The organism is Nocardia sp. NPDC049737, assembly GCF_040674755.1.
Lineage (GTDB): Bacteria > Actinomycetota > Actinomycetes > Mycobacteriales > Mycobacteriaceae > Nocardia.
The window spans coordinates 275012-300866 of sequence record NZ_JBFANH010000002.1; the positions used below are offsets into that span (position 1 = coordinate 275012).

The 25855-nt window shown below is 65.9% G+C and carries 24 protein-coding genes; 8 read left to right on the forward strand and 16 right to left on the reverse strand.

What is annotated here, in order from left to right; genetic code table 11:
• Positions 1 to 60: 60 nt before the first annotated feature.
• Positions 61 to 828, forward strand: coding sequence for an amidohydrolase family protein (locus AB0J47_RS04210; protein ID WP_364340308.1), 768 nt, complete (start codon positions 61 to 63; stop codon positions 826 to 828).
• On the opposite strand, the gene pgl is transcribed toward AB0J47_RS04210, so the two are convergent.
• Genes pgl through tkt form a run of 5 tightly spaced genes read right to left on the reverse strand, consistent with a single transcriptional unit; the run spans position 825 to position 7326 of the window.
• Positions 825 to 1586: a 6-phosphogluconolactonase gene (gene pgl, locus AB0J47_RS04215; RefSeq protein WP_364340310.1), complete on the reverse strand. Its 762-nt coding sequence runs from the start codon at positions 1584 to 1586 to the stop codon at positions 825 to 827. The two genes, AB0J47_RS04210 and pgl, sit on opposite strands and share 4 nt — an antisense overlap.
• The gene (gene opcA, locus AB0J47_RS04220; RefSeq protein WP_364340312.1) at positions 1579 to 2487 is read right to left on the reverse strand and encodes a glucose-6-phosphate dehydrogenase assembly protein OpcA; all 909 of its coding nucleotides are present in this window, start codon (positions 2485 to 2487) and stop codon (positions 1579 to 1581) included. Before opcA ends, pgl begins: the two co-directional genes overlap by 8 nt.
• Positions 2484 to 4043: a glucose-6-phosphate dehydrogenase gene (gene zwf / locus AB0J47_RS04225; RefSeq protein WP_364340314.1), complete on the reverse strand. Its 1560-nt coding sequence runs from the start codon at positions 4041 to 4043 to the stop codon at positions 2484 to 2486. Before zwf ends, opcA begins: the two co-directional genes overlap by 4 nt.
• A 4-nt stretch (positions 4044 to 4047) precedes the next feature.
• Entirely contained in the window at positions 4048 to 5178 is a 1131-nt protein-coding gene (gene tal / locus AB0J47_RS04230) for a transaldolase (protein ID WP_364340316.1), read from the reverse strand.
• A gap of 6 nt (positions 5179 to 5184) precedes the next feature.
• A complete protein-coding gene (gene tkt, locus AB0J47_RS04235) occupies positions 5185 to 7326 on the reverse strand; it encodes a transketolase (protein WP_364340318.1) in 2142 nt (713 codons plus the stop codon).
• 307 nt (positions 7327 to 7633) lie between these two features.
• Here tkt and AB0J47_RS04240 point away from each other — a divergent pair, with 307 nt between their 5' ends.
• A complete protein-coding gene (locus AB0J47_RS04240; RefSeq protein WP_364340320.1) occupies positions 7634 to 8623 on the forward strand; it encodes a heme o synthase in 990 nt (329 codons plus the stop codon).
• 1 nt (position 8624) lies between these two features.
• On the opposite strand, the gene AB0J47_RS04245 is transcribed toward AB0J47_RS04240, so the two are convergent.
• A complete protein-coding gene (locus AB0J47_RS04245; protein ID WP_364340322.1) occupies positions 8625 to 10040 on the reverse strand; it encodes an FAD-dependent monooxygenase in 1416 nt (471 codons plus the stop codon).
• A 44-nt stretch (positions 10041 to 10084) separates the two neighbouring features.
• Positions 10085 to 11059 (reverse strand): zinc-binding alcohol dehydrogenase family protein, encoded by a 975-nt coding sequence (locus AB0J47_RS04250; protein ID WP_364340324.1) that lies wholly within the window; start codon positions 11057 to 11059, stop codon positions 10085 to 10087.
• Between the two features lie 85 nt (positions 11060 to 11144).
• On the opposite strand from AB0J47_RS04250, the gene AB0J47_RS04255 reads away from it, so the two are divergent.
• A complete protein-coding gene (locus AB0J47_RS04255; protein ID WP_364340325.1) occupies positions 11145 to 11747 on the forward strand; it encodes a TetR/AcrR family transcriptional regulator in 603 nt (200 codons plus the stop codon).
• A gap of 170 nt (positions 11748 to 11917) precedes the next feature.
• On the opposite strand, the gene AB0J47_RS04260 is transcribed toward AB0J47_RS04255, so the two are convergent.
• A complete protein-coding gene (locus tag AB0J47_RS04260) occupies positions 11918 to 12883 on the reverse strand; it encodes a quinone oxidoreductase (RefSeq protein WP_364340327.1) in 966 nt (321 codons plus the stop codon).
• Between the two features lie 61 nt (positions 12884 to 12944).
• Between AB0J47_RS04260 and AB0J47_RS04265 the strand changes: the two genes are divergently transcribed.
• Complete coding sequence (locus tag AB0J47_RS04265) at positions 12945 to 13292, forward strand: hypothetical protein (RefSeq protein WP_364340329.1); 348 nt, start codon at positions 12945 to 12947, stop codon at positions 13290 to 13292.
• A gap of 6 nt (positions 13293 to 13298) precedes the next feature.
• Here AB0J47_RS04265 and AB0J47_RS04270 read toward each other — a convergent pair whose 3' ends face one another.
• Both AB0J47_RS04270 and AB0J47_RS04275 read right to left on the reverse strand, forming a co-directional pair.
• A complete protein-coding gene (locus AB0J47_RS04270) occupies positions 13299 to 13976 on the reverse strand; it encodes a respiratory nitrate reductase subunit gamma (RefSeq protein WP_364340331.1) in 678 nt (225 codons plus the stop codon).
• Positions 13977 to 14338: 362 nt separating this feature from the next.
• Complete coding sequence (locus AB0J47_RS04275) at positions 14339 to 15031, reverse strand: type 1 glutamine amidotransferase domain-containing protein (protein WP_364340333.1); 693 nt, start codon at positions 15029 to 15031, stop codon at positions 14339 to 14341.
• Between the two features lie 178 nt (positions 15032 to 15209).
• Here AB0J47_RS04275 and AB0J47_RS04280 point away from each other — a divergent pair, with 178 nt between their 5' ends.
• Positions 15210 to 16046: a hypothetical protein gene (locus tag AB0J47_RS04280; protein WP_364340335.1), complete on the forward strand. Its 837-nt coding sequence runs from the start codon at positions 15210 to 15212 to the stop codon at positions 16044 to 16046.
• A gap of 24 nt (positions 16047 to 16070) precedes the next feature.
• On the opposite strand, the gene AB0J47_RS04285 is transcribed toward AB0J47_RS04280, so the two are convergent.
• The 6 genes from AB0J47_RS04285 to mptB form a co-directional block, all read right to left on the reverse strand.
• The gene (locus AB0J47_RS04285; protein WP_364340337.1) at positions 16071 to 16982 is read right to left on the reverse strand and encodes a 2-hydroxyacid dehydrogenase; all 912 of its coding nucleotides are present in this window, start codon (positions 16980 to 16982) and stop codon (positions 16071 to 16073) included.
• A gap of 41 nt (positions 16983 to 17023) precedes the next feature.
• Positions 17024 to 17260 (reverse strand): hypothetical protein, encoded by a 237-nt coding sequence (locus tag AB0J47_RS04290; protein ID WP_364340339.1) that lies wholly within the window; start codon positions 17258 to 17260, stop codon positions 17024 to 17026.
• Between the two features lie 21 nt (positions 17261 to 17281).
• Positions 17282 to 18256, reverse strand: a complete 975-nt coding sequence (locus AB0J47_RS04295) for a heme A synthase (RefSeq protein WP_364340341.1) — start codon at positions 18254 to 18256, stop codon at positions 17282 to 17284.
• 142 nt (positions 18257 to 18398) lie between these two features.
• Positions 18399 to 19190: an ABC transporter permease gene (locus AB0J47_RS04300; protein ID WP_364340343.1), complete on the reverse strand. Its 792-nt coding sequence runs from the start codon at positions 19188 to 19190 to the stop codon at positions 18399 to 18401.
• A complete protein-coding gene (locus AB0J47_RS04305; RefSeq protein WP_364340345.1) occupies positions 19187 to 20119 on the reverse strand; it encodes an ABC transporter ATP-binding protein in 933 nt (310 codons plus the stop codon). Before AB0J47_RS04305 ends, AB0J47_RS04300 begins: the two co-directional genes overlap by 4 nt.
• A gap of 128 nt (positions 20120 to 20247) precedes the next feature.
• Positions 20248 to 22164, reverse strand: a complete 1917-nt coding sequence (gene mptB / locus AB0J47_RS04310) for a polyprenol phosphomannose-dependent alpha 1,6 mannosyltransferase MptB (RefSeq protein ID WP_364340347.1) — start codon at positions 22162 to 22164, stop codon at positions 20248 to 20250.
• A 205-nt stretch (positions 22165 to 22369) separates the two neighbouring features.
• Here mptB and AB0J47_RS04315 point away from each other — a divergent pair, with 205 nt between their 5' ends.
• Genes AB0J47_RS04315 through sufD form a run of 3 tightly spaced genes read left to right on the forward strand, consistent with a single transcriptional unit; the run spans position 22370 to position 25829 of the window.
• Positions 22370 to 23185, forward strand: coding sequence for a metalloregulator ArsR/SmtB family transcription factor (locus AB0J47_RS04315; protein ID WP_364340349.1), 816 nt, complete (start codon positions 22370 to 22372; stop codon positions 23183 to 23185).
• Positions 23182 to 24618, forward strand: a complete 1437-nt coding sequence (gene sufB / locus AB0J47_RS04320) for a Fe-S cluster assembly protein SufB (RefSeq protein ID WP_364340351.1) — start codon at positions 23182 to 23184, stop codon at positions 24616 to 24618. The genes AB0J47_RS04315 and sufB overlap by 4 nt, the downstream gene beginning before the upstream one ends.
• Positions 24618 to 25829: a Fe-S cluster assembly protein SufD gene (gene sufD, locus AB0J47_RS04325; protein WP_364340353.1), complete on the forward strand. Its 1212-nt coding sequence runs from the start codon at positions 24618 to 24620 to the stop codon at positions 25827 to 25829. The genes sufB and sufD overlap by 1 nt, the downstream gene beginning before the upstream one ends.
• The last annotated feature ends 26 nt before the right edge of the window (positions 25830 to 25855 follow it).

Sequence of the window (25855 nt, forward strand, 5' to 3'; positions counted from 1 at the left end):
CTTCCCATGGTGTCAGGGATCAACACTCGAGACCGTAACTCGATTCCGTCAGGAGAAACGTTGATCATCGACGCACACAGCCACGTCCACGAACCGCTCACCGACCACATCGCGCTACTCGACGAGGCGGGTGTGGACAAGACCGTCCTCTTCATGACCCGACCGCATCCGGAACGGGCCGGAACCCTCACCGAACTCCGCACAGAGATGGACCTGCTGACTCAGGCGCTCGCAGGCGGCGGCCTCGGCCGCGAAGCGGCCACCCGCGAACTCGACGCCGCCCTCGCGGCCTACCCGGACCGCTTCATCGGCTTCGCCTCGGTGCCGCTCGACGCGCCCGACGCCGAAGCGATCGTCGAACGCGAGGTAGTCGGACGTGGACTGCGCGGCATCGGTGAGTTGACCCCGCCTCCCGACCAGGCCGGGCTCATCGAGCCGGTACTCCGTGCCGCCACCGACCATGGTGGATTGCCTGTCGTCGTCCACGGCGCCGCGCCCACGACCGCCGCCGACCTGCGCACCCTGACCGACCTTGCGCGCCGCTATCCACGCGTGCCGCTCGTGGTCTCCCAACTCGGCGGAGCGCACTGGATGGACGCGATCGAACTGGTCCGCGACACCCCGAATATGTACCTCGAACTGTCCACTGCCAGTATCATTTTCGCGGTCCGCCTGGCGATAGCCGAAATTCCCGAGCGCACCCTTTTCGGATCCGATGCCCCCTACGGCGATCCGGTCATCGCACGCACCACCGTCGAACGCGCCACCGGCTCACCACGGGTGCGCGAACTGGTCCTCGGCGCAACCGTGCAGGAACTGCTCAGTTAGCTCGCGGCAGCCGGCAATGCCGCGGCGGCATCCCGATCCAACAGCCACGTAGTGGATTCCGACCCGCCGGCACCCGCCGCGGGGATCTCTACCGGATCCGCGCCCGCAACCGCCGCGGCCACCGCCTCGGCCTTGGCCGCACCACCGACGACCAGCACAACATGGCGACTGTGCCGCACCGCGGGCAGTGTCAGCGTGACTCGCACCGGCGGCGGTTTGGGCGAATCCGTTACCGCGACAACGAGTTCGTGCTGTTCCCGTACCGCATCGGTATGCGGGAACAGCGAATTCACATGCCCCTCGCCGCCCATACCGAGCAGATGTAGATCGAAGGCCCCGTACTCGGCCAAGTGCGCGTGCACCGCCGCCGCATACTCGGCGGCGGCCTCGACCGGATCCGGATATTCGCCATCGGAGGTGGCGACCGGATGCACCCGCGACGGATCCACCGGCACATGATCCAGCAGCGCCTGCCGTGCCTGCAGATCATTGCGCTCGGAATCGCCCGCTGGCACGAATCGTTCGTCGCCCCAGAACACATCGAGCTGTGTCCAGTCGATATCGCCGGGTGTCTTGCGGACCAATTCCAACAGCCCGATCCCGGTCCCACCGCCGGTCAACACCACTGATGCGGACCCACGTGCCGCCTGCGCGGCCACCACGACGGCGACGAATTGTGCGGCCGCGGCGGCAATCAAGGCGTCGGTGTCGTCGTGTACTCGGACGGTGTGCGCGGGGAAGTTCGCGCGCTCACTCATAGGTCACCTTCTCGATTCCGGCGAGCGCCTCGGCATAGATCTCGTCGGCATCCAGCCGTCGCAGTTCCTCGGCGAGGCAGTCGCGAGTTTCCCGGCGCGCCAATGCGATTCGCTGATCCGGGTCACCGGTGCGGGTCAATGTCGCGGTGCGACCGGTCTGCGGCCGCTCGATAGCGATCGACACCGTCGGGCGACGCACCTCCACCCGCAACGCACCCGAACGGCGGCGCACCGGGCAGTCGAGGCGGGCGGCCAACCAGCCGGCGAGCATATCCAGCGCCGGTTCGTCGCGCAGTCCGGAGACGATCACCGAATCCACCGGCTCGAACGGCGGTTCGTCCATGGCGGCCGCCAACAGCGCCCGCCAATAGGTGATGCGACTCCACGCCAGATCGGTATCACCGGAGGCGTAGGAGCCCAGTTGCTTCTTGATCGTCGCCTGCGGATCGGCGGCGAAGGTGGCGTCGGTGATGCGGCGAGTCGCCAAGCGTCCCACCGAATCCTTGGACGGGAACTCCGGTGCGCCACGCGGCCACCAGGCCACCACCGGGGTGTCCGGCAGCAGGAACGGGATGACGACGCTGCTCTCGTGGTTGATCAGATCACCCTGCAGTCGCAGCACTATCACCTCGGCCGCGCCGGCATCACCGCCCACGCGGATCTGGGCATCCAACCGGGTCTCGGCCTCGCGATCGCCGCGCGCCAATACGACCACGCGACAGGGATGTTCGCGGCTTGCGTCATTGGCTGCGTCGATAGCGTCCTCGGCCTCGGAGCTGTCCAGCGTGCATACGACCAGTGTCAGCACCCGGCCCATGGTGATCACGCCATTGCTCTCCCGAAGGCGCACCAGGCGTTTGGTGACCTCGGAGGTGGTGGTCTGCGGCATGTCGACGATCATGGCCGCCGCCATTCGCGCCCGGTGCGGGCCAATACCTCGTCGGCCGAGGCCGGACCCCAGGTCCCCGCCTCGTACTGTTCGGGCTTACCGTCGGCGGCCCAGTGCTCGAGCACCGGATCCAGGATGCGCCAGGACAATTCGACCTCCGCGTTCACCGGGAACAGGGACGGCACCCCGAGCAGCACATCGAGGATCAGACGTTCGTAGGCCTCGGGAGAGGATTCGGTGAACGCCTCGCCGTAGCTGAAATCCATATTGACGTCGCGCACTTCCATGCTCGACCCCGGCACCTTCGAACCGAACCGGGTGGTAATACCCTCATCGGGCTGCACCCGAATAACCAGTGCGTTCTGCCCGAGATCCTCGGTCATGGTCTGGTCGAACGGCAGATGCGGTGCCCGCTTGAACACCACCGCGATCTCGGTCACCCTGCGGCCCAGGCGTTTTCCGGTGCGCAGGTAGAACGGCACACCCGCCCAGCGTCGGGTGTCGACCTCGAGGGTGAGCGCCGCGTAGGTCTCAGTGCGCGATTGCGGGTCGAAACCTTCCTCGTCGAGCAGTCCGACCACATGCTCGCCGCCTTGCCAGCCCTCCGCGTACTGGCCGCGTGCGGTGGTTTCATCAAGGGGCTCGACGAGTTTGGTCGCCGATAGCACCTTGATCTTCTCCGCCTGCAGCTGCTTGGGCTCGAAGCTGATCGGCTCCTCCATGGCGGTCAGCGCGAGCAACTGCAGCAGGTGGTTCTGGATGACATCGCGGGCGGCGCCGATACCGTCGTAATAGCCTGCGCGACCGCCCAATCCGATGTCTTCGGCCATGGTGATCTGCACATGGTCGACGTAATTGGCATTCCAGACCGGTTCGTAGAGCTGGTTGGCGAAGCGCAGCGCCAGGATGTTCTGCACCGTCTCCTTGCCGAGATAGTGATCGATGCGGAAGACCGTCTCCTCCGGGAACACCCGGTTGACCAGTGCGTTGAGTTCGACCGCACTGTCCAGATCATGGCCGAACGGCTTCTCGATCACCACCCGACGCCACGGCTTGCGGCCCTCGCCATCGGTTTTCGTCGGTTGGGCCAATTTGTGCTGGGAGAGCTGATCGAGCACCACCGGGAACATATTCGGCGGAATCGACAGGTAGAAGGCGTGATTGCCGCCGGTACCGCGGTCCTTGTCCAGCTTCGCCAGCACGTCGGCGAGTTTGGCGAAGGCGGAATCGTCGTCGAAGGAGCCCTGCACGAAGCGGATGCCCTCGGCCAGATGGTCCCAGACCTCCTGCCGAAAGGGTGTGCGCGCGTGCGCTTTTACCGCTTCGAGCACGACGTTCGCGAAGTCCTCGTCCGCATAGTCACGGCGGGCGAAGCCGACCAGTGCGAAGCCCGGGGGCAGCAGCCCCCGGTTCGACAGATCGTAGATGGCCGGCATCAGTTTCTTCCGGGACAGATCGCCGGTGACGCCGAAGATCACCATGCTGCACGGTCCCGCGATCCGCGGGACCCGCTTGTCCCGCTCGTCGCGGAGCGGGTTCTTCCAGATATTCGTCTGAGTGCCGGCCATCGGGTCAGTTATCCCCGGTCTTGGCCAGTTCACCTGCCGTGGCGGAAAGCAGCTCCTCCCACGACTTCTCGAACTTCTCCACACCCTCGCGCTCGAGTACCTCGAACACATCGTCGAGGTCGATGCCGATCGCGGTGAGCTTGTCGAAGATCTCCTGCGCGGCCGCGGCGGTACCGCTGACGGCATCGCCACGGACCGCACCGTGATCGGCGACCGCCTCGAGGGTCTTCTCCGGCAGCGTGTTCACCGTATTCGGCGCCACCAGTTCGGTGACATACAGCGTGTCGGAGTACTCCGGATTCTTCACGCCCGTCGAAGCCCACAGCGGCCGTTGCCGATTCGCACCTGCGGCGGCCAGATGCTGATAGGTCGAGGTGTGCGCACCACCATCGAATACATCCTGGTATTCGGCGTAGGCCAGGCGCGCATTGGCGACACCCGCCTGTCCGCGCAGTGCCAGTGCCTCCGGCGTACCGATCGCCTCGAGTCGCTTATCGATCTCGGTGTCCACGCGGGAGACGAAGAACGAAGCGACCGAATGGATCTTGGCCAGATCGTGGCTGGCGCCCTTGGCATTGCGCAGACCGTCGAGGTAGGCGCCCATCACCTCGCGGTAACGCTTGACCGAGAAGATCAGCGTCACGTTGACGCTGATGCCCTCCGCGATCACCCGGGTGATCGCGGGCAGGCCCGCCTCGGTGGCCGGAATCTTGATGAACAGGTTGGGCCGGTCCACCGTCTTCCACAGGTCGATGGCCTGCGCGACCGTCTGCTCGGCATCGAAGGCCAGGCGCGGGTCGACCTCGATGGAGACCCGGCCGTCGACACCGTTGCTGGCCTCGTATACCCCGGCCAGCACATCGCAGGCCGCACGCACATCGTCGGTGGTGATGGTCCGGATCGCCGAATCCACATCCGCGCCTTGGGCGGCGAGCTCTTTCACCTGGGCGTCGTAGGCGTGGCCCTGACTCAGGGCGCCCTGGAAGATGGTCGGATTGGTGGTGATGCCGACGACGCTACGGGTTTCGATGAGCTCGGCCAGGTTGCCGGATTGGATCCGGTCCCGCGAAAGATCATCGAGCCACACCGAGACGCCCGCGGCGGAGAGGGCGGCGAGGTTTTCGTTCTGTGCCATGAGCTCTTATCCCTTCACGTTTTCCAGGGTGCGCTGCGCGGCAGCGACTACGGCTTCCGCGGTGATCCCGAACTCGCGGAACAGGGTCTTGAAATCGGCCGAGGCACCGAAGTGCTCGATCGATACGATCTCGCCCGCGTCACCGGTGAACCGGTACCACGGCATCGCGATACCGGCCTCGACGGCCACGCGAGCGGCGACCGACGGCGGCAGCACCTCGTCCCGATATGCCTTGTCCTGCGCGTCGAACCACTCCACACACGGCATCGAGACCACGCGAGTACCGATGCCCTGCGCCTCCAGCGTAGTGCGGGCGGCGACCGCGAGCTGCAGCTCGGATCCGGTCGCGATCAGGATCACCTGCGGTGTGCCGGTGGATGCCTCGGCCAGCACGTAGCCGCCCTTCTTCACACCTTCGTAGCTGGTGCCCTCGAGGATCGGCAGATCCTGGCGGGTGAGCGCGAGTGCGGACGGTCCGTCCTGGTGGGCGGGTTCGGAGACCGAGAAGTGTGAGGTGTGCTCGCTGCTGTCGCGCTCGAGGATGGTGCGCCAGGCGTAGGTGGTCTCGTTGGCATCGCCGGGGCGGACCACGTTCAGACCCGCGATCGCGCGCAGCGCGGCCAGATGTTCGATCGGCTGATGCGTCGGACCGTCCTCGCCGAGGCCGATGGAGTCGTGCGTCCACACGTAGATCGCGGGCACCCGCATCAGCGCGGCCAAGCGTACGGCCGGGCGCATGTAATCGGAGAAGACCAGGAAGGTGCCGCCGTAGGGACGGGTCGGGCCGTGCAGCGCGATGCCGTTGAGGATCGCGCCCATGGCGTGCTCGCGCACACCGAAGTGCAGGGTGCGGCCGTACGGGTTGGCCTTCCACATACCGGTCGAGATCGACTCCGGACCGAAGCTCGGCGCGTCGGGCATGGTGGTGTTGTTGGATTCGGCGAGGTCGGCCGAACCGCCCCACAGCTCCGGCAGCACCGGCGCCAGCGCTGCGAGCACCTTGCCGGACGCCTTGCGGGTGGCGATCCCCTTCGGATCCGCCTCGTAGGTCGGCAGATTCGCGGCCCAGCCCGCGGGCAGATCACGCTTGGCCAGCCGATCGAACAGTGCCTTGTTCTGCGGGTTCGCGGCGGCCCACGCGTCGAACCGCTGCTGCCAGGCCGCATGTGCCTGCTGGCCGCGCTCGATGACCTTGCGGGTGTGCGCGATGACATCGTCGTCGACCTGGAAGTTCTTCTCCGGATCGAAGCCGAGGATCTTCTTGGTCGCGGCCACTTCGTCGGCGCCGAGTGCCGCACCGTGCGCGGCGCCGGTGTTCATCTTGTTCGGCGCCGGGTAGCCGATGATGGTGCGCAGCACGATGATCGACGGCTTACCGGTCTCCGCCTTGGCCGCGGCCAGCGCCGCCTCGATGGCGACGACGTCCTCGCCGCCCTCGACAACCTGGACGTGCCAGCCGTAGGCCTGGTAGCGCTCGGCGACATCCTCGGTGAAGGCGATGGTGGTGTCGTCCTCGATGGAGATCTTGTTGTCGTCGTAGATCACGACCAGGTTGCCCAGCTGCTGGGTGCCCGCGAGTGAGGAGGCCTCGGACGTGACGCCCTCCTCCATATCACCGTCGGAGGCGATGACGTAGATGAAATGGTCGAACGGGCTGGTGCCGGGTGCGGCGTCCGGATCGAACAGACCGCGTTCGCGCCGCGCCGCCATGGCCATACCGACCGCGGAGGCCAGACCCTGACCCAGCGGGCCGGTGGTGATCTCGACGCCGTCGGTGTGGCGGAATTCGGGGTGGCCGGGGGTGAGCGAGCCCCATTTGCGCAGATGCGCGAGATCGTTCAGCTCCAGACCGTATCCGGCCAGGTAGAGCTGGATGTATTGGGTGATGCTGGAATGACCGCAGGACAGCACGAAGCGGTCGCGGCCGACCCAGCTCGGATCGCTCGGGTCCAGGCGCATGGTGCGCTGGTAGAGCGTGTAGGCCAGTGGCGCGAGGCTCATCGCGGTGCCGGGGTGCCCGTTCCCGGCGTTCTGCACCGAATCGGCTGCAAGAACCCGAACGGTGTCGACGGCCTTGGTGTCCAGATCCGTCCAGTCGTCCGGGTGGTTCGGCTGAGTGAGGGCGCGGATGTCGTCTGTGACTGACACGACCGAGGTTCTCCTGACATTGGTTTCGTCGACGGTGGCGGAGGGGTGCACGCACGGCAGCGGTGGAATGCGAACCGGTTTACCCCAACTACCCTAGATGTGCCCGATGACCGGCATGTGAGGAACCCGGCTTACTCCGGGTGTCGAATCGCTGCGACAAGGTGCTGGAGCGAGGGGCTATGGAAAGAAGGCTATGCGGCTGGGTCTACCATCGTCTGTAGTAGTTGCCGCCTCGCACCAGCTCGAGCAGGGGGAGCGCGGCAGTGGTTTCATGCCGGATGCGATGCACAGCGTGCGAGGAGAGATAGTGCGGATTGGGCAACAGCCGGGTGGCAATGGCGCACACGGCTCCTCCGCGACGGCGCTGGCCGACCGGTTCACCGGCGATGGCCTGCTGTCCCGACTATTGCGGCGACCGCTCGCCTATATCGCGTTGACCAAGCCGCGCGTCATCGAGCTGCTGCTGGTCGCGACCATTCCGACGATGCTGCTGGCCGACCGCGGACACGTCGATATCCGACTGATCCTGGCCACGCTGTTCGGCGGTTGGATGGGCGCCGCGAGCGCCAATACGCTCAACTGTGTCGCCGACGCCGATATCGACAAGGTGATGAAGCGGACCGCGAAGCGCCCGCTGGCCAGGGAGGCCGTGCCGACCTCACATGCCTTCGTATTCGGGGTGACGCTCGGCATCGGCTCTTTCGCCTGGTTGTGGTGGCAGGCGAATCTGCTCAGTGGTCTGCTGGTCGTCGCGACGATCCTGTTCTACGTCTTCGTGTACACCCTCGGCCTCAAGCGTCGGACCTCGCAGAATGTTGTGTGGGGTGGCGCGGCCGGATGTATGCCGGCGTTGGTCGGCTGGTCGGCGGCGACCGGAAATATCGGCTGGCCCGCGATCGCGCTGTTCGGTGTCATTTTCTTCTGGACGCCGCCGCATACCTGGGCGCTGGCCATGCGCTACAAGGAGGACTATCGCGCGGCCGGCGTCCCGATGCTGCCGGTCGTGGCCACCGAGCAGGCCGTCACCAAGCAGATCGTCATCTACACCTGGCTCACCGTGCTCACCACCCTCGCGCTGGTCCCCGCGACCGGTGTGGTCTACGCGGCCGTCGCGCTCGTGGCCGGAGCATGGTTCCTGCTCATGGCGCACCAACTGTACTCAGGTGTGCGACGCGGTGAATCGGTGAAGCCGCTGCGACTGTTCCTTCAGTCCAACAACTATCTGGCCGTGGTGTTCTGTGGTCTCGCGGTTGATTCGGTGCTCGGATGGGACACGATCGGCAGCTTCTTCGGCTAGGTCAGCCGAGGTATCCGTCTGGCCGGACTCGTACGGTGGTGCCGTCGACCGCGTCATAGGCGGCGAAGGCGTGACCGTCGACATCTACGACGTACTGTCCAGTCGCCTTGTCGCCGGGTCGGATCACTGTATATACCTCGACACCGGGCTCGGGCTGTACGTCGGTTTCGCCGAATGACAGCAGCGTCGCATGCGGTCCGCGGAACAGGTCGAACAGTCGAATCGGCCGCCCTTCGGCATCTTTGACCGGTGCGTCGGGTGCGCGGTCACCCGCGACGAGCACGCCGTCGTCGGCGGGATCGCGGTAACTGATATCCAATTGACGCGTCTGCTCGCCGCGCTGCATGGCGTCCTGCGCACCGTCGACCAGCTTGTCCAGCAGTTCGGTACTGATTCCGAGCACTCGTGCGGCTACCGTGCGGCGCTCGGATTCGTAACTGTCCAGCAGTGATTCGTCGCCCATGACAGCGGCGGCGAGTTTCCAGCCGAGGTTGTAGGCGTCCTGGATACCGGTATTCATGCCCTGTCCGCCGGTGGGCGGATGCACATGCGCGGCATCGCCCGCGAGAAATACCCGACCCTCTCGGAACCGTTGCGCCAGACGGATATTCGGCCGCCACGCAGTTGCCCAGGTGAGGTCGGTGAGGACGATATCCAGATTTTCGGCATAGCGGTCGACGAACTCTTGCAGCACCTCGAGAGTGGGTTCGGCATCGGAGCCCAATGGCGCGCCGAACTGGAACTGTCTGCCACCGGGCAAGGGAGACAATATGATTCCCTCCATCGGGCGACCGGCCGCCGCGAACCAGTAGCCGTAGTCGTGGTCGAGTGCGTCGGCACTGACATCGCCCAGCAACATGCGGATCGAATCGTCGGTGGTGCCCTCGAACGGAACTCCGAGCGTCTTGCGGACCGTGCTCTTGCCACCGTCCGCGCCGACCAGATAGGCGACACGTAGCGTCTCGATGACGCCGTCGTGCGCCAACTCGACGCTGACCTCGGTCTCGTCCTGTTCGAAAGTGACCAGCGCCGTGGCGAGTTCGACCCGCACACCGAACTCGGCGAGCCGGTCGCGCAGGATCGCCTCGGTCCGCGACTGCCCGAGCACCCAGAGGTTGGGGTAGGGGACCGCGGGCGTCGGCTCGACCGGCTCGGCCATCCGATGTTCGCCCGCGAATTCATTGCCGGAGTACGCGCGGATGACCGGTGTCGGTGATCCGGCCCGGCGAACCGCGTCCAGCACGCCGAGGTCGTCGAACACTTCGAGGGTGCGCGGCTGGATACCGTCGCCGCGCGATCCAGCAAAGAATTCGGTGGCCCGGTCGATGATGCGCACTGGGATATTGCGGCGGGCCAGGTCGATGGCGAGGGTGAGGCCGGTGGGTCCGGCACCTGCGATGAGTACTTGCGTATGCACGATTTCTCCGTACTGAATCATGTTGGCGGTTTACCGTCGATTGATCAATCCGGGACCACGACCACCCGGGCGGTGCCGAATTGCGCGGCGACCCATGCGTCTTCGATCTTCGAGAGCGGGAACTCCTGTACCGCGGTGTCCAATCGGCCCTCGGCGATCAATTGCATGTATTCGGGGATGGCGGCCAGGATCGACTGCATCGACACGGATCCGGCTCCGCTACCGGAGATCGTGATGTGACGGCTGCGCAGCAGCGCCGCCGGAACGGCCGCCTCGGCACCTGCCATGGAGCCGATCTGGATGAATGCGATATCCGCGTCGTCCTCGGTCAGGCCTTGGCGTCCGAGGGCTGCGAAGGCGGCCTCGGCCGGTGCTCCCCACACATAGTCGAGCACCAGGCTCGGCGCCTCGGTGCCGAGGGCTTCGGCCAGCACCGACGCGGTGGCCTCCTTGTTGTCCTGCAGCGTGACCGTGTTCGCGCCATATTCCGTCGCCCGCTCGAGTGCCGACGGATTGCGTCCGGCGGCGATCACCCGGTCCGCGCCGAGTATGAAGGCGTTCTGCACGGCCAGCAGTCCGGCGGCACCGGTGGCGCCGAGGATCAGCACGGTGCCGAGCTGCTGGTTGGGCAGTGCGTCGCGGCGTTCGCGCAGGACCAGCCACGAGGACAATCCGGGGTTGAGGCCACCGGCAATTCGCGCGGGTTCGGCGCCGGTCGGGAGCGGAATCCGCATCCGCGTGGGCACCGCCATGAGTTCGGCCAGCGTGCCGTAGGGGGCCTGCGGAAAACCGGTGTAGACGAGTGCGCCGTCGGCGGTGCGTGCCACCGCGTCGAGGCCCGGGATCAGAGGGTAGGCGTGGGTACTGCCGTAGTGCGTGCCTGCGGCCAGCGATCGAACGATCGGGTGGATGCCCGCCGCCACCAGTTCGACCAGTTCCCGGCCTTCGGTCACCTGCGGGTCGTCGAAGTCGCCGTATACGGGCACCTCACCGGCGTTGCGCAGAACTGCTGCTTTCATGATCTTCACCAATCTGAATTGAAATTCACTGAATCTGAATTCAGTATGGAGGTTGGTAGGTTTTCGTGTCAAGGAGGTGGTGCGAGTGACGTCGAGTCGCCGAGAGAAGTCCGCAGAGACCGAACAGGCACTGAAGGATGCGGCGCGGCGGGTGTTCGCCGAACGCGGCTACTTGAACACCAAGATCACCGACATCACCGCGGCCGCGGGGCGTGCGGCCGGGTCGTTCTACAACCACTTCGCGAGCAAGGAGGAGCTACTCCAGGCGCTGCTGAACGATCTGGCGAGCGCCGGGGACGAACTTGCGGAGCAGCCCGAACACAAATCCGATTTCAGTGACCCGGAGGCGGTGCGGTATCACGTCGCCGGGTATTGGGCCTTCTCGCGAGAACATGCGCCCGTGCTGCGCGCGATCACTCAAGCGGCGATCGTCAGCGAGGATTTCGCTCGCGTGCTCGGACATTTCGGCGCCGAACAGCGCGCGGATATCGCCGATCATCTGGATGGCCTGGCCGGCAAGGGATTACGGCTGCCGAGCAGCATCGATGCCAGTCTGGCGATGATGTTTCAGGTCGCCCAGGGCATGTTGGCGCTGGTCGAGGACGGCACTGTCGCGCTGACCGACGAGCAGGCGATCGAGGGTTTGACACGGTTCATTTACCGTGGTCTGACCGGACTGGACTACTGATCCGGCGAATCTGGTGCCGGGCGGCGGAACCGATCTGGTTGCGGTCGGAACGCGAATCGGCCGCCAGACGGCGGAACCGGCTCGGTTGCGGTCGGGGGTGTGAATCGGGCTGCTGGGCAATGGATTCAAGGCGCCAACGGCCGCGCCGGGCGGGCGGCCGTTGGCGTAGGTTACGGCAGCAGGACGATCGAGCCGGTGGTCTTGCGGCCCTCGAGATCGCGATGCGCCTGCTCGGCTTCGGCCAGCGGGTATGTGGCGCCGATCCGCACATGCAGCGTGCCGTCGGCGATCGCGGTGAGGATATCGGTTGCACGCCAGAGCAATTCGGCCCGGTCTCGGGTGTAGTGCACCAGCGTGGGGCGGGTCACGAACAGCGACCCTGCCGGGTTGAGGCGCTGCAGATCGAAGGGCGGTACCGGGCCGCTGGCCGCGCCGAAGAGGGCGAGCATGCCGCGTACCCGCAGAGATGCGAGGCCGGCCTCGAAGGTGGCCGCGCCGACACCGTCGTATACGGCCGCGACTCCGACGCCCTCGGTAAGTGCGCGAACTCGATCGGCGAGATCATCGGTGTAGCGCAGGACCTCGCTCGCGCCCGCCTCGCGGGACAGCTTCTCCTTCGCGTCGGAGGAGACGGTGGTGATCACTCGGACACCACGCGCGACGGCGAGCTGGGTGAGCAAAAGGCCCACCCCACCCGCGCCCGCGTGCACCAGCACGGTCTCGCCGGGTTCGGGCTTGTAAATCGATTCGATCAGGTAGTGCGCGGTCATCCCCTGCAGCAGCGCCGAGGCTGCGACCGGTGCGTCGACACCGTCGGGCACCTTGACCGCGACCGCCGCCGGTACCGCGACCCGCTGGCCATAGCTGCCGGGCGCCGCCGCCCAGGCGACCCGGTCGCCGACGGCGAATTCGGTCACATTCGCACCGACCTCGTCCACCACGCCGGTGCCCTCGGCACCGGGAATATAGGGGACCGCCTGCGGGTAGCGGCCGGTACGGATATAGGTATCGATGAAGTTGATGCCGATCGCCGCGGTGTCGACGAGCAGCTGATCCGGGCCGATCTGCGGATCGGGCACCTCGACGTAGTTCAGGACTTCGGGACCGCCGTGCTCGGAAACCTGAATAGCGCGCATGAGATCCGTTCTACACCCACGGGGGCTGGACCCGAACGTACCGGTCAGTAAACTAGCCGCCATGAGTGTTGAAGCCGCCGCCCCCGTGCAGCTGTCGGGTTCCCTAGTGGATTCGGTCAAGGGATTCGTCGCCGAGCACGGCGGTTCCGCCACCGCCGTGCTGCAGCCGATCGGCCGTGCGGGTGTGCGCATCACCCTGGTCGGCTCCGATGGTGTCCTCGGCGACCGTGTGGTCGACGATCTGGCGACCGCTAAGGAATTGGTCGAAACCGTCGACGGCCTCACCGAGGCCGATGAATGGGACCGCGAGCTGATTTCGGTGGTCACCCCGCGCAAGGGGCACTGGGCCAAGATGGCCGGTTGGGTTGCCCGGCAGACTCGTTATCCCAAGGCGCGCAACGAGAACTGAGGCCGTTCAGGCTCGCGTGGTCGCGCCGTCGGATTCGCGAGTCTCGCGTGGGACGGCGCGCAGGACCAGCCGAACGATCGGGCCCGCGAAGATGCCTGCGAGCCGGGTGAAGGGCCAGATGCCGAGGATCAGCAGCAGTATCAAGCCGCGCGCCTGATAGATGAGCGGTGCGTGCTGCATGGCTTCGGGATACGGATCGATGGTGCACAGCGAGCGGAACCAGGCGAAAAGCGTTTCGCCGGTTCGATATTCGCGTGCCACCGTGGTCGGATCGTATTCGATGATCACTCCGGACAGCAGCGCGGCCGTCAAGGCCGGGAAAGTGATGCGGTCCAGCGGGGTGATCACCGGGCGCGACGGACCCGCGATCAGATCCGGTAGGAACAGCAAGACCGCCCCGACCGTGGCCGCGGCGACACCGCCGATCTGCACGATCGTGGTGACCACGTGCAGCGCACCGGCGGGGCGGGCGTGCGGTTCGGCGGTGATCACCTTGAACAGGCGGATAAGAACTATGAGGCAGACCCCCGACCGGAATGCTGTCGATCCGAGCCGCTGACTGCGGTCCATCTCCGGATAGCGGATGTAGCTGCGGAAACCGTCGCGCCGGTAGCGCCACACGTGGCCGAGCACGAACGACAGGAACGCGCCGTAGGGCAGCGCGATCCACAACAGCGATGTCACGGGTAGTTCGCTTTCGGCTTGCAGACGATCGGACGTATCACGTTCGCAGAGACGCCGAATGTCGAACAAGGGACCAACGTCCCTTACCGAGGGGTACTTCGGGAGTCGGCGGCGAGCCGTTGGTGGATCGCCGCCGACTCGTGGTCTATTGCGGGAGTTCGACCGCGCCGTTCTGGTGCCCGTTCGTGCTGAGATTCATTGCGGGCAGCATGGATTCGCGCGCAATCGAGGTGAGCGCACCCGCCTGCTGAATGATCTCGGCCAATGTCGAGGTGACACCATGCGCGCCGTTCGACTCCGTGAAATGATCGACATGCTCGAACGGCGCCGCTTCGCTCCCTTGACGGAGCGGCCATTGCCACTCAGCTCAGGGCTTCGACGATCTCCGCCGCGAGCGGTGCCGACGATGCGGGATTCTGGCCGGTGTAGAGATTGCGATCGACCTCGATATGCGGGGCCCACGGCTCGCCCTCACGGAAATCGACGCCGAGCTCGACCAGCCGATCCTGCAGCAGCCACTTGGCTTTATCAGCAAATCCGGCCTGGGTCTCTTCGGCATTGGTGAATCCGGTGAGACGGTAGCCGACGAACGGGGAATCGCCGTCGATGGCGGTCGCGAGCAGCGCGGCGGGCGCGTGGCAGACGACGCCGAGTGGTTTGCCCGAGGCCAGCGCGGCATTGAGCAACGCACCGGAGGCGGTGTTCACCGGCAGATCTTCCATCGGGCCGTGTCCGCCCGGGTAGTAGACGGCGTCGTAGTCGGCCAGGTCGACGTCCTCGAGCCGGATCGGGCTGCGCAGTTCCGCCGCATCGGCCAGGGTACGGGCGATCTGCGCGGCACCGTCCGCGCCGCCGTTGACCTCGGGCGCGAGACTGCCCTGGTCGACGGTCGGCACGACACCGCCGGGAGTGGCCACCACGATTTGGTGACCCGCCGCCTTGATGGCCTTATACGGCGCCACCACCTCTTCGGCCCAGTAGCCGGTCGGATGTTTGGTGCCATCGGCGAGCGTCCAGTAGTCGACGCCGGTCATGACGAAAAGAACCTTCGACATCGTGTGCCTCCTGATCGGGGGAATTGGGCGACGTACTGTTCCGTATCCAGAGTGCCAGTTCGTAGCGATATCGACGTTAGGTACCTGTTCATCGAAGCACCAATAGGATCGCCGATAAGGGGCATCAAAATAATGATGGGTCTCTGGTTCCGAGTGGGGGATCGTAAAGTAGGGGACGATGAACGCGGATAAGGCGAGCGAGCTGGCGGCTCGGCGGGTCGGTGCCGCGCATGCCGACGCGCAGCAGCGCGTCGCGCTCGCCGAAAGCTTCTATCCACCGGAACTCCGCGCCTACCGTCGGGCCGAAATCGCCTTCCTGCAATGGGAACTCGCCCGCGGCGTGCTGCACGCCGAGACCGGCAGCCCGTGGTGGCGGGCCCTCAACGATCGCCTACTGCACGACAAACTGGAAGCCGCGCTGCTGCATCATGCCGGTGCCCGCGATGCGTCGACGCCCGGTGCCCGGCTGTGGCTCGAATTCCTTACCGCCCCTGCGCCCGCTGCGTGGTACCGGGCGCACAATCGCAGCATTGTCGCCGGTTATCTGGAACATCAAGGTTTGGCGGCGGCCGAACTGCCCGCCGAACGGTTGATGATCAATGTGACGCTCATGCGGGTACTGTTCACCCACGTCCTGGTGGCGCGGCCGACCCTCGCCCTCGGCCGGCTCGGAGGCCTCGGCGGCTGGTCGGCCGATCCGCGCCGCAGCTCGGTTCGTCTATTTCTCGACCTGCGCAATGTTTTTCCCGAGGTGTATCCGCTGGCGAATATGTCCGTCGATGCGGTGCTCGCGCTGGAGGGACGGGTGGCACGGGCGCTCGATTACGGGCTGATCGTGCCGAAGTTGGAGCAGATATACGCCTTCGCCGCAGAGCAATTGGATGAGCCGATGATCGTCGAGCTCGTCGACAACGGCGATCCGTGCTACGCGGGTCTGCGGATCGAACGTGGGCAACTGGCATCGGATGCGTTGACCCGAACACTCGCGCGCGTCACTCGCCCGCGGTTCGGGTAGTCGGGGGCGTGCCTGCGTGTGGGCTCAATAATCCCCGCGCACAAGGTTTTTCGGTAACTCGCCAGCCGCAAATCTCGCGACCTCCGCAGCGACAACGGAGTAGGCGCGTTCGAGACTGCCGCGGGTGCTGCCCGCGACATGCGGTGTCAACAGCAGACCGGGCGCTGACCATAGCGGGTGGTCGGGCGGTAGCGGCTCCGGGTCGGTGACATCCAGGGCCGCGCGCAATCGCCCCGAAACGAGTTCGGCCAATAACGCTTCGGTCCGCACGATCGGTCCGCGCGCGACATTCACCAGCACCGCACCGTCCGCCATCTTCGCCAGGAATTCGGCATCGACCATGCCGATGGTCTGATCGGTCACCGGAACCATCAGCACCACGACATCGAATTCGCCGAGTAATCGGGGCAATTCGTCGACGCCGTGCACACCGTCGCGTGCGGTCGTGCCCACCAGCGTCAACGTAGCGTCGAAAGCTTCGACCCTGCGGCGCAATTCGATACCGAGATCACCCGCGCCGATACCGAGGATCCGCTTACCCGCCAACGTATCTGTCCGATGTTGATACCAGCGACGTTCGCGCCGCAAATCGGCGAACTCCGTCAGCTCCCGATAAATGGTGAGCAGCGCCGCGACGACCCACTCCGCCGAACTGCCACCATGCGCACCCCGCGCGTTCGACAGCAACACCCCGTCGGGTAGCCGACCGATCCATCGTTCGGCACCGGCCGTGAGCATCTGCACCAACCGCAACTCCGGCAGTCCGGCCATATCGATCGACTCGGGCCGCGCCAGAAATGCCGGGATCAGCACCTCCGCCAACTCAGCCGCCGCGGGCAGCGCTTCGCCGGGCGCATACCGCACCGGCCGTATCCCATCGAGCCGAGCCAATATCCCGACCCCATAATCATCTGGCACAAGCACGGTGACCGGCATGCCTGCCAGATTAGCCGCGCCCACCGCCGAATTGCATCCGATCATCGGACCATTCGCCGTAGCATTCGATACACGGTGGGGTCGAATAACTTTCGTGATCCGCGCTGGCCGCCGCTGCCCGGTCCGGCGTGTACTACGAGCGCGGGCTTGCCGTCCGGGTTGCCGCTGGTCTCCCAGTAGACCTGGTTCCTGTCGCCGACATCGAGGAGCCCGCGCTCGTATGGCTCGATATCCGGGAACGGTTGTGGCGCTGCGGTACTCGGTGCTGATGGTCCCATCCGAACAGCATGCCGGAAGCGCTATGCCAACTGTTCGGTGGAGTTGGGGATCGGTGCTGAGACCCGTTCGCGGGTGCGGAGGGAGGCCCAGAGGGCGGCGGTGGCGGCGGTGCAGGCTGCGGCGCCCCCGACGTGGGTGGCGACCAGGGCGGCGGGGACGTCGGTGAAGTACTGCACGACGCCGACCAGGGATTGGGCGCACACCAGCCCGAGCAGGACGAGCAGGCGTGTGCGGACCGCGGGGGTGATGCCGACTGCGAAGAGGCCGAAGGCCAAACCGATGAGCAGCGCGAGATAGCCGACCAGCAGTTGCGAGTGCAGGTGGACCAGCGTGACGATCTCGACCTGGAGGCGTTCGACCGGTCGTTCGATGCTCTTATCGCCCGCGTGCGGTCCGGCGCCGGTGACCAGCGTGCCGGCGATGAGGACACCGGCGAGCGCGACACCGCTCAGCCCGGTGAGCCAGCGCAGGGGTGCGGGCGCCTGGATCACCTCGATGCCATCATCGGGTTCGCTCACCTTCGCGAACATGACCACCGCGACCCACACCATCAGCATCGACGCCAACAGATGCACCGACACCGTCCACCACAGCAAACCGGTGCGCACGGTGATACCGCCGATGACCGCCTGCAGTACCGTGCCGCCCGGCATCAACCACGCGTACACCAGCACTTCGCGACGACGGCGGGCCCGGGTGACGGCGAGCACGATGAGCGCCGCGCACAGCGTCACCGCGAATGTCAGCATGCGGTTGCTGAACTCGACGGTCTGATGCAGCACCGGAACCTCGGCCACCCCGGTCGGGGTGAAGCTGCCAGGGAAGCACTGCGGCCAAGTCGGGCACCCGAGCCCGGACGCCGTGACCCGCACGATCGCCCCGGTGACGGCGATCCCCGCCTGGGACACGATGACCGCGACAGCAATCAATCGCTGCACCCGCAACGAGGGCAGCGGAAGTAAATCGACGAGCCGCAGAAACGCGCGATACAGCACCCAGCAATCGTAGCCGGGCCCCTCCCACCACCCGCACCCGGTCTACTACGCCCCGTCGTTCCGCTCGAACAAGATCGGGTGGACACTATGGCGGCGTCGGTCGAGAAGCCCGCGCCACCGTTTCCACCTGATCTTGATCGGGTTAGTCGAAGCGGAAGAATCGGGTGGCGAGGAAGGCGGAGATGCCGCCCCATGCGGCGAGGACGGCGATGCCGAACCAGTCGATGCTGGTGCGCATGGCGTCTTCCAGCGTGTCAGCCAGCGCCCCGGACGGCACCAACCGCACCAGCACATTCACCACTGCGGGTAGATCGTCGGAGGCGAATACGATGCTCGCGATGCCGAGCATGACGAACCAGAGGATATTCGCCAGTGCCAGCACGATCTCCGCCTTGAGCGTGCCGCCGAGCAGCAGACCCATTGCCGCGAAAGTGGCTGTGCCGAGCGCGATCACCAGCGCGCCGAGCCCGAGCCCGGCGAGTTCCGGTCGCCAGCCGAGCGCGAATCCGATGGCCCCCAACAGCATTGCCTGTAACACCACCACGATCAGTACCGCGGCGCTCTTGCCCGCCACAATGCCCCAGCGGGGGAGTGGGGTGGCCCCGAGGCGTTTGAGCGCACCGTAGCGCCGGTCGAATCCGACCGCGATGGCCTGTCCGGTGAAGGCGGTCGACATCACCGCCACCATCATCACCGCGGGCACGATCTTGTCGACGCGGTCCTCACCGAGGTCCCCGAACGGCAACAGGCTGAGCCCGACAAGCAGTGTGATCGGAATGAACATGGTGAGCAGCAACTGTTCGCCATTGCGCAGCAAAAGGATCAGCTCGAGCCGGGTCTGCGCGGTCATCATGGCGACGCGACCGCTCGGACGCGGATCGGGGGTGAAAGTGCCCGGCGCGAAGCGGTTTCCGGCGAGATCTGGCTGATTCATCCGCGTAGGTCCCGTCCGGTGAGTTCCAGGAAGACGTCCTCGAGCCGACGCTGATCGATCCGGATATCGGTCGCCAGCACATTCTGCTGCGCACACCACGCGGTCACCGTGGCCAGCACCTGCGGATCGATCTCGCCCTCGACCAGATATTGTCCGGGAGTTGTCTCGCGCGGCGAGAAGCCTTCCGGCAGGGCTGTTTTCAGCAGGTGCAGATCGAGTTTGGGTGGCGCGGTGAAGCGCAGTTGGCCGGCCGCGCCGTGTGCGGTCACCTCGGCAGGTGTCCCGGAGGCGACGATCTGTCCGTGATCGATGATCACCAGTTGGTCGGCCAGTTGTTCGGCCTCGTCCATCATGTGTGTGGTGAGCAGCACCGTGACGCCGTCGCGGCGCAGTGCGTCGATCAGCTCCCACACGATGAGCCGCGCTTGTGCGTCCAGACCCGCGGTCGGTTCGTCGAGGAAGACGATCTCCGGCTTTCCGACCAGCGCGCAGGCCAGTGCGAGCCGCTGCTGCTGGCCGCCGGAGAGCCGTCGGTACGGTGTGCGCCGGTTGTCCTGTAGGCCAAGGGTTTTCAGCAACCACTCGGGATCGAGCGGATCGGCGGAGTAGGCGGCGACCAGGTCGAGCATCTCGCCGGCACGCGCACCCGGGTACGCGCCACCGCCCTGCAGCATGACGCCGATGCGCGGCCGCAACCGGTCGGAGTCGGCGATCGGATCGAGTCCGAGCACCCGGACCGAACCGGCATCGGGGGTCTTGAACCCCTCGCACATTTCGACCGTCGTGGTCTTGCCCGCCCCGTTGGGTCCGAGCAGGGCCAGCACCTGTGCCTGTTCGACGGCGAAGCTGATCCCGTCGACGGCGGTGGTCTCGCCGTAGCGCTTGACGACGCCGTCGATACAGACGGCGGGTTCCGAGGCTGCGGTCACCATCGCGCCTCGGTGCTCGGCTCCGTCGCGTCCAAGGGTGCTGTGCCCATTGTTCGCTCGCTTCGCTCCCTCACGGTGTCACACCGTAAGCGGTCGAGGGATGTGACCCGGACGACACCCCTGCCTCGTCAACTCCGCGGTCCGGAAGGACCGGCCGCGGTGGGCGCGGTGTCGGCGCCGAGCTGGTGTAGCCGCCACGGCAGCGACTTGCGAGTCGCCAGGATCATCAGCGTGCAGGTGAGAACAGTGATGCACGCCGCGTAGATAAGGACGAAGGGCGGGATTTCGCTGCCCGAGGGCATGAGCATGACACTGATCGCCGCGGAAGCGATCGTGGCGGGCACCCGGAAGGCGGGCCGGCTCGCCCAGGCCGCCAGCGGGACGATGCCCCAGAGCAGATACCAGGGCTGCACCACCGGAAACAGCAGGACGACCGCGCCGAAGGCGACGCCGAGAGCGCCGACCGGATGCAGCCGACCTCGCCAGGTGGCCACCATGAGCCGCACCACGACCAGTGCGGCCGCGATCGCCGCGATCGGTCGGGTGATGCTCAGCAGCGCGGTGGTGTGGTCGCCCAATCCCAGTAGGACGCCGCCGAATCCGGTGGCTACACCGAGCGCGGTGGGCAGCGACATCCAACTGCGCACCGAGTTGGCCATGGTCAGTGTGTCTATCCAGCCGAAACCGAGACCGCTACCCAGACATACCGCGAGCATGACGGCGCCGGTGACACAACCGAGGAATAGCGCGGCTCTGAGCACCGCACGCCAATCGCCGCCCCATTTTCGGCTCAATGCCATCCACACGAATGCCAGAGCCAGCATCGATGGAATCTTGACCATGGCGGACAGCGCGATCAGCGTGGTGCCCGATAGAAGCAGCACGAGTGCGTGTCCGCGCATCGGGCCGATATTGCTCAGGGCGGCCAGACAGTATTCCAACCCGACCAGCATCAGGCCGAGCATCATGGCCTCGTTGTGCACACCGGATACCAGGTGGAATATCACGAGTGGGTTCACGGCGCCGAGCCACAAGGCGGCCACGGGCGATACTCGACACCGCTGTGCCAGTCGGGGCAGTGCCCAGACGATGCAGGCCACGCCGAGTAGCGCAAGCATGCGGTGCAGCAGCACACCGGCGAGCATATTGTCGCCGACGATTTCGGCGATGCCCTTGCCCAGCCAAATCGAGAGCGGGCCATATGGCGCGGGCGAATTCTGCCAGATATTGGGCACGCTGCGCGTCAGAATGTGGTCTTGGCCGAGCCCCTGTACCGGGCCGACGTCATAGGGATCGAGTCCACTCGCCGCGATCTCGCCCTGGGCCAGATAGGAATACACATCCTGGCTGAACATCGGCGGCGCGACCGATAGCGGGATGATCCACAGCAGCAGCGTACGGTCCAGTTGCGATCGGCTGATACGGCGAATGCGGTTGGACTGTAAGCCGAGTGCGAATCGGCCGAGCAGCAGCCAGGCCAGCATCACGATAACCGTGCCGACCATGGTCGTCGCCAGCCCCGAATTGTGCACACGCGCGGGCAGCCCGAGAATCGCCTTGCCGTAGGTCGGATTCTGCAGCGTGGGTTGGGCGCCGAGACCGAGCGCGCCGATGGCCATCATCACCGAACCCGTCGCGCCCAACAGACGGACCCGGCGCAGTTGCGCGGTCTCCTGCGGGTTGAGTTCGGCGGCTTCGGGCTCGTTGATGTGCAGGGTTTCGCCGACGGTGTGGTCGGGCGCAACATCCAGGCCGATGATCCGACGCCCCAGCGAAACGGCAGTACTGATCGGTGAGGTCCGACGCAGGCGAGTCAGGGTGCCCGAGGTGGTCGATCGGCTGCGTTCGACCCCTGGTTCGCCGTGTTCGCCTGACATCACGCGGTCAGCGTAGCCGATGCCACCGGCGTATCCGGTGCTCCGCGGAACCGACTGCGGGGCTTGTTCGCACTGCTTTCGGCCGTCGCTTGTGGCCACTGTTGCCATCGATTGGATCACGCCGTCGAAGCGCTGCTCACGTTCCCGAAGAAGCTGGTCGTCGCGCACTGACGGATTTTCGGCACCGATGTGTGGCCTAAATCGCACTTGTAATTCTGTCGGGTGCTCGGGCTGGTCGTCGCGCGAGACCCGCAGGTGGTGAACCTGTTGCCTCCGAACACCGCCGGAAAAGCGCTCCGGTGCAGGTCATCGGCCCGGTCAACTCAGGGCACCCTTATTAGATTCCGGGAACGAATTCCGTCACACTGGTGTTGTGAAAACCGTGGGTTTACCGCACGACGAGGATCGAGGGACCGGTCGCCGCACCGGTGCCGGGCCCGTTGCTGCGCCCGCGCCCCTGGTCACGGGTGGTGAAGGACATACTCGTGCCGCCGTGGTCCAGCTGCTGCTCGAAGAGGGTCCGATCACCGCGACCGCGATCGGCACCAAGCTCGGCCTGACGCCGGCCGGTGTCCGTAGGCACCTGGACGCACTGATCGAATCCGGTCAGGCGCGGGCCAGTCGCTCGGCGCCGTGGCAGCAGAAGGGTCGCGGCCGCCCCGCCAAGCAATATCAGTTGACGGCCGTGGGCCGGGGACGGCTCGGCCACGCCTACGACGATCTGGCGGGGGCGGCGATTCGCCAGCTCGGTGAGATCGGCGGCGAACAGGCTATTGCCGATTTCGCGCGCGAGCGGGCGCGGACCATCGTCGAGGGCATCGAACCGGTCGCCGAGCACACCCCCGAAACCACCACCGCCAAGGCGGACGAGATCGCCGAGGCCTTCACCGACGCCGGATTCGCCGCGTCCACCCGCAAGGTCGGCGCGGGCGTACAGATCTGCCAGCACCACTGCCCGGTGGCCCACGTCGCCGAAGAATTCCCGCAGTTGTGCGAGGCGGAACTCGAGGCTTTCCGGGACCTGCTCGGAACCCACGTCCAGCGACTTGCGACGATCGCCAACGGCGACTGCGCGTGCACTACCCATGTGCCGCTGTTCGTTCTCCCTATCACCGATAACGCTTCCCATAAAACCGCTGCACAGCCCGCAGCGGTACGTACGAACGACTCCGGAAGGAGTGCCGAATGACGACGACCACCGACCAGGTGCAACCGCTCACTCAGGAAGAAACCATTGCTTCCCTGGGCAAATACGGTTACGGCTGGGCCGATTCGGATGTGGCCGGTGCCAGTGCGCAACGAGGCCTGTCCGAGGCTGTCGTCCGCGACATCTCGGCCAAGAAGAACGAGTCCGACTGGATGCTCGAGCACCGGCTGAAGGCACTGCGCATCTTCGATCGCAAGCCCATGCCGAACTGGGGCTCGAACCTGGACGGCATCGACTTCGACAACATCAAGTACTTCGTGCGCTCCAGCGAGAAGCAGGCGGAGAGCTGGGAAGACCTGCCCGAGGACATCAAGAACACCTACGACAAGCTGGGCATCCCGGAGGCGGAGAAGCAGCGTCTGGTTGCCGGTGTCGCTGCGCAGTACGAGTCCGAGGTCGTCTACCACTCCATCCGCGAGGATCTGGAGAAGCAGGGCGTCATCTTCCTGGACACCGACACCGGTCTGCGTGAGCACCCGGAGATCTTCGAGCAGTACTTCGGCACGGTCATCCCGGCCGGTGACAACAAATTCTCCGCGCTGAATACCGCCGTGTGGTCGGGTGGTTCGTTCATCTACGTGCCGCCGGGCGTGCACGTCGACATTCCGCTGCAGGCCTACTTCCGGATCAACACCGAGAACATGGGTCAGTTCGAGCGGACGCTGATCATCGTCGACGAGGACGCCTACGTGCACTACGTCGAGGGCTGCACCGCGCCGATCTACAAGTCCGATTCGCTGCACTCCGCGGTGGTCGAGATCATCGTGAAGAAGGGCGGCCGCTGCCGCTACACCACCATCCAGAACTGGTCGAACAACGTCTTCAACCTGGTCACCAAGCGGGCCAAGGCCGAGGCGGGCGCGACCATGGAGTGGGTCGACGGCAACATCGGCTCCAAGGTCACCATGAAGTACCCGGCCGTCTGGATGACCGGTGAGTACGCCCGTGGTGAGGTTCTGTCGGTGGCCTTCGCCGGTCCCGGTCAGCACCAGGACACCGGTGCGAAGATGCTGCACTTGGCGCCGCACACCTCCTCAACCATCATCAGCAAGTCGGTGGCGCGTGGCGGTGGCCGGGCCTCCTACCGCGGCTTGGTGCAGGTGAACAAGGGAGCGCACGGCTCCAAGTCGACCGTGAAATGCGATGCGCTGCTCGTCGATACGATCAGTCGCTCCGACACCTACCCGTACGTCGACATCCGCGAGGACGACGTGACGATGGGCCATGAGGCGACTGTCTCCAAGGTCTCCGAGGACCAGCTGTTCTACCTGATGAGCCGCGGCATGACCGAAGACGAGGCAATGGCGATGGTGGTGCGCGGCTTCGTCGAGCCCATCGCCAAGGAACTGCCTATGGAATACGCACTGGAACTGAACCGGCTCATCGAGCTGCAGATGGAAGGGGCCGTTGGCTGATGGCGACTGGCGTAATTGGAGCGGTCGAGGGCGAGAATCCCACGGCCAAGCCGATTCAGAACCCGGGCGCAGGAGCCGCGACCAACAAGGGTGAGGTCTTCACCTCCTACGACGTGAACGCCTTCGAGGTGCCTACGGGCAAGGACGAGGCGTGGCGGTTCACCCCGCTGCGTCGACTGCGCGGTCTGCACGACGGCACCGCGGTCCGCGACGGCAAGGCCACGGTCGAGGTCTCCTCGGTCGCCGGAGTGAACGTGGAGACGGTGGCGCGCACCGACTCTCGTCTCGGCGCAGCCGGTGTGCCGTCGGATCGTGTCGCCGCCCAGGCATACTCCGGCTTCGAGTCGGCGACGGTCGTGTCGGTCGGTGCGGAGACCGAGGTCGCCGAGGCGGTAGTCGTCACGGTCACAGGTCCAGGCGAGGGCAAGACCGCCTACGGGCACCTGCAGATTCGCCTCGGCAATTTCGCCGTCGCCACAGTGGTCATCGACCAGCGCGGCAGCGGAACCTACGCTGAGAACGTCGAATTCGTGCTGGGTGACAGCGCCAAGCTGACCGTCGTCGCGGTCCAGGACTGGGCCGATGATGCCGTGAACACCACCGCGCACCACGCCGAGCTCGGTCGCGACGCCACCCTGCGGCATATCGCGGTAACACTCGGCGGCGATCTGGTGCGTCTCACCGCGAACGTCCGCTACGACGGTCCGGGCGGCGACGCCGAACTGCTCGGCCTCTACTTCGCCGACGCCGGTCAGCACTTCGAGCAGCGCCTGCTCGTCGACCACGCGGTACCGCACTGCAAGTCCAATGTGCTGTACAAGGGTGCGCTGCAAGGCGATCCGCATTCGCCCAAGGGTGATGCCCGCACGGTGTGGGTCGGTGACGTGCTCATCCGCGCCGCCGCCGAGGGCACCGACACCTTCGAGGTGAACCGCAATCTGGTGCTCACCGACGGCGCGCGTGCCGATTCGGTGCCGAACCTGGAGATCGAGACCGGTGAGATCGTCGGTGCCGGACACGCATCCGCGACCGGTCGTTTCGACGACGAGCAGCTGTTCTACCTGCGTGCTCGCGGTATCCCGGAGGATGCGGCCCGCCGTCTGGTGGTGCGCGGCTTCTTCCACGAGATCATCCAGAAGATCGCGGTCCCCGAGATCCGGGAGCGGCTGGAGTCGGCCATCGAGGCCGAGCTCGCCGCGATCGGCGTCTGATACCCGAACCATCTACCCCCACAAAG

Coding starts and splice junctions, on each gene's coding strand:
- pgl (WP_364340310.1), bottom strand. CDS start 1,586: ATGAGTGAGCGCGCGAACTTCCCCGCGCACACCGTCCGAGTACACGAC.
- opcA (WP_364340312.1), bottom strand. CDS start 2,487: ATGATCGTCGACATGCCGCAGACCACCACCTCCGAGGTCACCAAACGC.
- zwf (WP_364340314.1), bottom strand. CDS start 4,043: ATGGCCGGCACTCAGACGAATATCTGGAAGAACCCGCTCCGCGACGAG.
- tal (WP_364340316.1), bottom strand. CDS start 5,178: ATGGCACAGAACGAAAACCTCGCCGCCCTCTCCGCCGCGGGCGTCTCG.
- AB0J47_RS04250 (WP_364340324.1), bottom strand. CDS start 11,059: ATGAAAGCAGCAGTTCTGCGCAACGCCGGTGAGGTGCCCGTATACGGC.
- AB0J47_RS04260 (WP_364340327.1), bottom strand. CDS start 12,883: ATGCGCGCTATTCAGGTTTCCGAGCACGGCGGTCCCGAAGTCCTGAAC.
- AB0J47_RS04265 (WP_364340329.1), top strand. CDS start 12,945: ATGAGTGTTGAAGCCGCCGCCCCCGTGCAGCTGTCGGGTTCCCTAGTG.
- AB0J47_RS04275 (WP_364340333.1), bottom strand. CDS start 15,031: ATGTCGAAGGTTCTTTTCGTCATGACCGGCGTCGACTACTGGACGCTC.
- AB0J47_RS04280 (WP_364340335.1), top strand. CDS start 15,210: ATGAACGCGGATAAGGCGAGCGAGCTGGCGGCTCGGCGGGTCGGTGCC.
- AB0J47_RS04285 (WP_364340337.1), bottom strand. CDS start 16,982: ATGCCGGTCACCGTGCTTGTGCCAGATGATTATGGGGTCGGGATATTG.
- AB0J47_RS04290 (WP_364340339.1), bottom strand. CDS start 17,260: ATGGGACCATCAGCACCGAGTACCGCAGCGCCACAACCGTTCCCGGAT.
- AB0J47_RS04300 (WP_364340343.1), bottom strand. CDS start 19,190: ATGAATCAGCCAGATCTCGCCGGAAACCGCTTCGCGCCGGGCACTTTC.
- sufB (WP_364340351.1), top strand. CDS start 23,182: ATGACGACGACCACCGACCAGGTGCAACCGCTCACTCAGGAAGAAACC.
- sufD (WP_364340353.1), top strand. CDS start 24,618: ATGGCGACTGGCGTAATTGGAGCGGTCGAGGGCGAGAATCCCACGGCC.